Origin of the sequence: Bacillus litorisediminis (assembly GCF_022808645.1) — a bacterium.
GTDB classification, from domain to species: domain Bacteria; phylum Bacillota; class Bacilli; order Bacillales; family JC228; genus Bacillus_BF; species Bacillus_BF litorisediminis.
In genome coordinates this window covers 1-6627 of sequence record NZ_JAKZKT010000085.1, presented here as the reverse complement: position 1 = coordinate 6627, position 6627 = coordinate 1, and the positions used below count along the sequence as shown (strand labels likewise).

The 6627-nt window shown below is 33.7% G+C and carries 10 protein-coding genes; 4 read left to right on the top strand and 6 right to left on the bottom strand.

Translation table 11 applies throughout. The features are described 5' to 3' along the window. Positions 1 to 513: 513 nt before the first annotated feature. Together MLE14_RS21565 and MLE14_RS21560 are read left to right on the top strand one after the other, a co-directional pair. Positions 514 to 834 (top strand): hypothetical protein, encoded by a 321-nt coding sequence (locus MLE14_RS21565; protein ID WP_243300464.1) that lies wholly within the window; start codon positions 514 to 516, stop codon positions 832 to 834. A gap of 24 nt (positions 835 to 858) precedes the next feature. Beyond that, complete coding sequence (locus MLE14_RS21560; RefSeq protein ID WP_243300463.1) at positions 859 to 1122, top strand: hypothetical protein; 264 nt, start codon at positions 859 to 861, stop codon at positions 1120 to 1122. Positions 1123 to 1169: 47 nt separating this feature from the next. Here the strand turns inward: MLE14_RS21560 and MLE14_RS21555 are convergent, their stop codons facing one another. The 5 genes from MLE14_RS21555 to MLE14_RS21540 form a co-directional block, all read right to left on the bottom strand. After that, positions 1170 to 1745: a hypothetical protein gene (locus tag MLE14_RS21555; protein ID WP_243300462.1), complete on the bottom strand. Its 576-nt coding sequence runs from the start codon at positions 1743 to 1745 to the stop codon at positions 1170 to 1172. A 657-nt stretch (positions 1746 to 2402) separates the two neighbouring features. Continuing rightward, positions 2403 to 2696, bottom strand: a complete 294-nt coding sequence (locus MLE14_RS21550) for a hypothetical protein (RefSeq protein WP_243300461.1) — start codon at positions 2694 to 2696, stop codon at positions 2403 to 2405. Positions 2697 to 2742: 46 nt separating this feature from the next. Further along, complete coding sequence (locus tag MLE14_RS22830) at positions 2743 to 2883, bottom strand: S-layer homology domain-containing protein (protein ID WP_390629388.1); 141 nt, start codon at positions 2881 to 2883, stop codon at positions 2743 to 2745. A 195-nt stretch (positions 2884 to 3078) separates the two neighbouring features. Then, positions 3079 to 3375 carry a hypothetical protein gene (locus tag MLE14_RS21545; RefSeq protein WP_243300460.1) on the bottom strand — a complete coding sequence of 99 codons (297 nt, stop codon included), beginning with the start codon at positions 3373 to 3375 and terminating at the stop codon, positions 3079 to 3081. Positions 3376 to 3516: 141 nt separating this feature from the next. Next, the gene (locus tag MLE14_RS21540) at positions 3517 to 4083 is read right to left on the bottom strand and encodes a GNAT family N-acetyltransferase (protein ID WP_243300459.1); all 567 of its coding nucleotides are present in this window, start codon (positions 4081 to 4083) and stop codon (positions 3517 to 3519) included. A gap of 314 nt (positions 4084 to 4397) precedes the next feature. On the opposite strand from MLE14_RS21540, the gene MLE14_RS21535 reads away from it, so the two are divergent. Both MLE14_RS21535 and MLE14_RS22825 read left to right on the top strand, forming a co-directional pair. After that, positions 4398 to 4883, top strand: a complete 486-nt coding sequence (locus MLE14_RS21535; protein WP_243300458.1) for a hypothetical protein — start codon at positions 4398 to 4400, stop codon at positions 4881 to 4883. Between the two features lie 94 nt (positions 4884 to 4977). Further along, positions 4978 to 5160, top strand: coding sequence for a DUF3021 family protein (locus MLE14_RS22825; RefSeq protein ID WP_390629385.1), 183 nt, complete (start codon positions 4978 to 4980; stop codon positions 5158 to 5160). Positions 5161 to 5494: 334 nt separating this feature from the next. On the opposite strand, the gene MLE14_RS21530 is transcribed toward MLE14_RS22825, so the two are convergent. Continuing rightward, positions 5495 to 6214 (bottom strand): GNAT family N-acetyltransferase, encoded by a 720-nt coding sequence (locus MLE14_RS21530; protein ID WP_243300457.1) that lies wholly within the window; start codon positions 6212 to 6214, stop codon positions 5495 to 5497. Positions 6215 to 6627 lie beyond the last annotated feature (413 nt).

Below are 6627 nucleotides of genomic sequence, written 5' to 3'. Positions count from 1 at the left end.
ACATTTTCAGGTGAAAGCTATAGACTTACTAACGCTTTATCAAAATCCCATTAAATAGGTTTAAATTGGGTGGCAAAACTCTGCATTTTTCATTGCATTTTTCTGCACTTTTTTATTGCAAAATACAAATGTTCTATTAAAGTAATCTGCTTCGTTAGGTAACGACTTCAACAAAAACTGCCCCAGCCTTTTCAGTATTAACACAACCCGTACTTTAAGAACAACATGCTATTACTTTTTCGTTTATCTGTCCAGTAAGTATAGCTACCCTCTGTTTTACATGCCGATAAAACAATGAGTAATACTAGAAAGAAACTAATGGTCGATAATTTTTTCATTTTAATCTCCCCCTTAGATTGATAAATTCATTTCTTGAAATGATCTTCTTTAACAAACCTGCTCCGAAAGTTTAACAAACTCCATTTATTAATATTAATCTAACAAAAGGAGAAACAAAATTTAAGATGCATAATAAATAGTGGGTGTTTAAAAAAATATAAAAAAGGTGAAAAAATGTTCTCGCCATTAAGTAATAGAGAAAGAAAAATAATATTCTTTGTTTGTTTTATTACATTACTTATTTTTGCTTACATAAGTTTCTTTTTAATTGAATTTGCGGAAAGCTATTCTACTTTTATTACAATTGCAATTTTCCTTTTCCTCGTTCAATATTCTGCTTTCATTCTTCCAGGCATGGTTGATCAATTATTCCTTAATAACCGCACTGCATCTAAAAAAACAGAAGAGCTCGAGCGAAAAATAATTTATTTAAAGGAGGAAATCAAAAGAGTTAACGGGGAAGATTATAATGATAAGATTTATAATGATTTTTAACCCTGAACAAAAGAGGAAATAAACATGCAAATCCTTATTAAAATCCAGCTAAGCATTGAAGGAACAAGATCAGAATATGCAGGAAACTTTCCTGTAAACAATCGAAAGTTTAAAAAGGATCCTGATTGGGAAGCTGCCATCACTGCTTATCAGCAAATTCAAAAGATTAAATATGAAACAGGGTATCGTAAAACTGAGATTTTGAAAGTGACTTATAACGAGGATAAAGACATTACCGAGCTGGTGAAGAGAGTTACTCCTGTAATAAAAGATGATTTGCCATTTTAAAAGCCCCCTCTCAGGAGAAAGGGCTTTCTTTATGTTAAGATAGAAACCTATAAATCGGCTGCCATTACAGACCGCTTTATTTTAAGGAGTATCCTTGTAAACCAATACGATGTAAGGACAATTACTAAGTCTATTAGAAAAATGTATAAATGATTCATTCCCTTTCTAAATTCTAATAAACCAATATATTGTTCAATGGATGTCACAACAAATGCAAAAAAAGCACTTATCAACAATGTGTAAATATAAAAATTCTTATTTTGGTTTGTACAGTACTGGTATACAAGCAAAAACCCTACTGGAAGTGCAGATGCTGACATATTAATTGAAAATGGGAAAACTGGAGACATAAAGTATGTATGAACAAAGTATCCATATCTTTCAAGTGCAATACCAGCGTATGTCCAAAGAATATGTACCGTGTATCCAAAGAAAAAAATTTCAAATATTCGTTTCCTATCAACTGTAAAGTAAAGCAATATTAAAGGAATTATCAATAAAGAAACAACCACCCAAAACTGCCATGTTCCAAAATGGGAGTATTGGTTCCAATAGGAATGTATTAAAGAATTCAATTCTTCACTTTCTTTAAATATCTGATTCCAATACTCTTTGTAATCCATTTATAATCCCCCCAATGAATTTTTTCCTATTTCATGCCTTGTAGTCATAAATTGTTCATTATCATTAATTTTATTCAATGCTTCAATATATACAGTAAAATATAATTAATAAATTCTGGGAACGTTTTTCGAGATTACCGTACAAAACATAAAAAATGGAGGGTGAATGATGAGAGGTTCATTTAAAGAGGGAGATTTAGTAAATGTTGTTTTTGTTTTAAAAAAATGAACACAACTGCAGAGTGACACTAAGTTCACCAGAACTGACTGCGCTATTAAATCCAAAAGTAGTATGGATAGAAAAATTTCGTAATCGTCTTAAAATAGAAAACACTGTATGGTCTTATAGTGGAAATAAAATCACATTACAAGTGTTTTTAAAATAATTGCTTAATATAGTAAGTGCGTGTTTGACTTTCTTTAAAGTTTAAAGCCCCTCACAATTGAGAAGGGGCTTATTTCAATTTATTTGAACCTTTGTCATAAACTGTTGATGCGGAAGTAGTTTTAATTGATAGCAAATTTTCCGGAGTCTGCTATCATTTGTAATCGGATATTCAAATTGTTCACACATATTTCTTTGTACCTTACTGAGTAGTTGACCTGGGATGAGAATATCTACATTAGCCTTTATGAATTTAATTTCTAACTTTTTCGCTACGTAAGGCCTATGATTCCACCAGATGCAGCAGAATATTCCCCATTCGGGAATAATAATAAGTGTAAATCTAAATGATTTTTTCCTTCATATCTATACCCATTCTCTGATATAGAATGATACAGTCTATCCAATTTTCGCTGGGATAAAACGTCCGGAAAAGATAGTCCAGTGATACTTGAAGTTGGAACCATTAATTCCCCGTATTGATAGATATAATAATCGTCGTCAACACAAAATTCCCTTAACAATTCGTCGTAGAATTTCCAACCAGTGTAATTAATTTCAATCAAGCGGATCACTCCCTTCATAATAATAGGTATGACCCATCATAATTAATTAATCCAACAATCCTAATCGGTCTAAGAACACCATAAACCTTGCCATTGTCAACGGTTCGTCAGGTCTATAGGAGCCATCCGAATATCCTTTAAGGATACCTTTAGTTAATGGCTTTCTGTAGCATTTCCTGCTGCCCAATGCCCTGGAATATTATCTTTATTATGTTTATATGTAAGGAGTATTTTTTGTCCTTCAATTGTAATTAACTCAAGAACAGCATTAGGTTTCCATTCGATGCTTGTATCGTCAAATATCCAACCACAAGGACATTTTCCTCGATGGTCTATTTTCCATTTTTTACTATTTATTTGAAAATTGTTCCTTAATAAAATACTAACCCATACCCCATCCCCAAACTAAAAAAGACCAAAGAGAAACTGGGATACCTATCACAGTACTAACAATAAAATAAATGACAACCATTTCTTTTTGTACTACTTTAGATATTAAGGTTAAGATAGGGATTACAACAAACAAGCCAGTGCTAATAAAAGTTAAGCAAGTTATGAAAGTAGTAACCTTTATTCCTGGAAACTCTTCATTCAAAAAATAGGATATGTCTTGACCATCTATTCCAAAAATAATTGCGATAATAAGACCGATAATTGATAAAACATTCCGCAATATCATGACTAACCCCTTTTTTGTTTTTAGTACCCTTTATTTAGCAATCCTGCCCCGTTAGCATAATTAAAAAAATAACTGTTATTGACTTGTTGATCCTAAGTTCTAGCACCTTTAGCTAAAGAAGCACTGCTTTCATTTTGCTAGTTAAAACGATGTCTCATCATTCCATCGAACTGGGGTAACAGTCCCGTTTTCAAAATCACTGCGTAATATGCCATAACCAATGGAATCCAGGTATTCATTTGATTCTGTCCTCCAACATGCTCTATAGTGGGCTTCCTTTAAATAGCCACATGCACGAAAAACTTTCCTCATCGCTATGTTGTCTTGCCTCGTTTGCCCTTCAATACGAATGATTTCAGGATACGTTTTAAATACATAGGCAGTTAGCCAACGAACCGCTTGTTTGCCAATCCCAGCTCCCCTGCTTGCTGTCTTGACTCGCAAGTCAAACATGGCGGACTGATCCAACAAGTCATAAATCCGAATCAGTCCAACTTTTTCATTCGTTTGCCGATTGCAAATCCAGAAAGTTCGACACTCGTCGTTATAATAATCTCCCCTATCGATCGCGGAGGCGATTTGGTCTCTGGTAGGGGTAGGATTTACATAGTAGTCCCATTTGTCCGATGTTAACCAGTCAATAAGTTCTGATTTTTCCTCTGAGGTAAAGAGAAAGAAGCTAAGTGCTTCAATGTTATATCTGTACATTCAATGACCTCCTCGTACGATTTAAATCTAATAATAAAATTTTAACATAATATTCCATACTGCAAATCTTAATTCTGATAGAGAGACAAAAAAAAGACCGCCACTACTGACGACTTTGTGTACTATGTTTCTTCAACTAAAATGCTCCGTTAGCGGAATAACAAAAGCCGCCTGTGATGGCAGCGAGATCTTAAAGTAACGCAACCGTTACTTTAATTACAATACATCAGAATTAAATAACAAAACACGCAAGTGATAATCTTTCTGGATTATCTTTATTGTATTGAGCAGAATAATATTTGGAGGTGGTTGTAATGCGTAACTATTTCCTTCTTTGTACAGCTTTTTTATTGTTTTGTACATTATTCTTAACAAGTACTAATTATTCGAATGCTCACCATGATGGAACGGCAATTGATGAACGAGAATATATGCCAACAAAGATGTACCCTTATTTTACCGATATCCAAATAAACCGTGAACCTAAAGGTATTTCATTAACAGGTAAATTTAAGGTTACAGACAAAGAAGTAAAAATAGGAGGAGACAATTTTCCATATGTAAAACTAATTAATAAAGAAACTGGTGAGGTTGTTTTCAATAATTTTGAAAAGCAACAACCTGAATCTGCTATTTCCATTAATAAGAAACAGCTGAATCAGATTGTATCTATTGAATTGAATCAACAAGGAACATATTCTCTAGAGGCGATATTTAAAGTGATGGTTTATAGGAAATCTAGTGAAATTAATCCTGTGACCACCAGTTTTCATATTCATAAAGATATTGAAGTAAGGTGAGACTTTAGTTTTACCACTACTTCAAATATCATTGTTTTAGGAACGCCTGACCTTTTCCTTTTCCCATATCCAGTTATAGGAAAGTCCATTAAAATTGCTGTATATACTTGGATTTTATATCCGAAAACACACTATCGAATGGACCTCATTTAATATCAAAAATATTTTGTTAACACTCTTAATTTCCATTGTCTGCTATACGATCTTTTGGGTTGCATTTTATCTTTACTTCAAAAATCAAGCACGGAAATTAAATGATTGCTTAAAGAAACTATGAGAATTGATATTTATGGGGTACAGGGATCGCTTATACGCTTTATGGCGGATATGAGATAAAGAATGAGAAGTTTATACAAAGTTTTATTGGTCAAGAAAAGAATGAAACGGCTCGCATTTATGCTCAGTTAAGCGGAAGCTTTTGAAAGGAATTTTATAGAAAGTATTGAGTGCTACTGTTTGTGCTTTGCTAGTCACAAGGTTAGTAGAAAGGAAGAAATGGATTTCAATAGAAATGGCTGTTCCACAAGGTCTAAAATAACACAAGGGACAGCCTATCTTCCGTTTTTCTATTCAACTTTAGTTTAATATCTTCAACTATCGCGCCATTTTGTTTAGGATTGCTTCTTAAACACCCACATTTTTGATACATCTCGATAACCCAATTTTAAATATAAAGGATGCCCCATTTGACTAGAAGCAAGTACACTCTTGACAGCGCCTTCCTGCTTGGCATCCATAAGCATTTTTCGGCAAAGTGCTTTGGCTATTCCTTTACCCCTTTGTATTTTCGAAGTAAATACATCACTCAAGAAACATACCGTTTTATCTAATAGTAAATAGCGTCCATATGATGCAGGATGCCCGTTTTCCTCACCAACGTAAAAATGCAGATTTGGATCATCTAATTTTTTCAGATCAATAGCAGCCCTATCGAAATAATGATTGATACGTCGAGCTTCAGCCTCGGTTTCGACACGCTTGATAATCTTGGTTTCTGTTTTAATAGACCAGCTATCCAGATGTAACATCATAAGAAACTCTGTAGATTTGAGGGTATATCCCTCTGCATCATAACTATACGGTTTTTCATCAGAAAACACAGTAAGCCAATAGTCTTCTTTGAAGTCTTGTTTATTTATAATATCCAAAACGTGAGCAGGATTTGAATTATAAACGAAAAACTCGTCAGTTCTGCCATCAACATTTGTACCAAGAGTAAGATGTTTTATAGAATCGTAATCATGTAATTGGGTCGCTGGTTGGCGACTGCAGTAAAACTCACCTCGAACAAAAAAATCAACAGTTTTTATCAACTCCGTTTTTCCCCCCATAAAAAAATCCTCCCATTCACCTTGTTCGACAATATAGACGAGTACTGAAGATCGAAAAATTTAAAAGAACTTCAAAAGTTGATTTTAGTTATTGTACTATTTAAGAAACAGCAACCTGATTTTAAAGTAACGTACCCTTTAGCGAAATAAAACTCCTAAATAAATTGAAAGTAATGGTATCCCAAATTAACCTATTAAAATACCAGCTATTAAAACCCATAAGTAACTCCACTTTATTAATCTTTTCACAACTTATTCCCCCATTCTAATTGGCTATTATTCAACAAGTCGAGTAGAAGAGAACCTCTCTACCTCTCGGTAGATTGTATTCTCCCCCCTCACAGAACCGTGCTTGCGCTACTCACGCACACGGCTCCTCCTAGTTATCATTCACAAAATGTAGCTTAGCTCTT

Excerpts from the sequence above, each read along its gene's own strand:
- MLE14_RS21565 (WP_243300464.1), top strand. The coding sequence starts at position 514 with ATGTTCTCGCCATTAAGTAATAGAGAAAGAAAAATAATATTCTTTGTT.
- MLE14_RS21535 (WP_243300458.1), top strand. The coding sequence starts at position 4,398 with ATGCGTAACTATTTCCTTCTTTGTACAGCTTTTTTATTGTTTTGTACA.
- MLE14_RS21555 (WP_243300462.1), bottom strand. The coding sequence starts at position 1,745 with ATGGATTACAAAGAGTATTGGAATCAGATATTTAAAGAAAGTGAAGAA.
- MLE14_RS21545 (WP_243300460.1), bottom strand. The coding sequence starts at position 3,375 with ATGATATTGCGGAATGTTTTATCAATTATCGGTCTTATTATCGCAATT.
- MLE14_RS21530 (WP_243300457.1), bottom strand. The coding sequence starts at position 6,214 with ATGGGGGGAAAAACGGAGTTGATAAAAACTGTTGATTTTTTTGTTCGA.
- MLE14_RS21560 (WP_243300463.1), top strand. The coding sequence starts at position 859 with ATGCAAATCCTTATTAAAATCCAGCTAAGCATTGAAGGAACAAGATCA.
- MLE14_RS21540 (WP_243300459.1), bottom strand. The coding sequence starts at position 4,083 with ATGTACAGATATAACATTGAAGCACTTAGCTTCTTTCTCTTTACCTCA.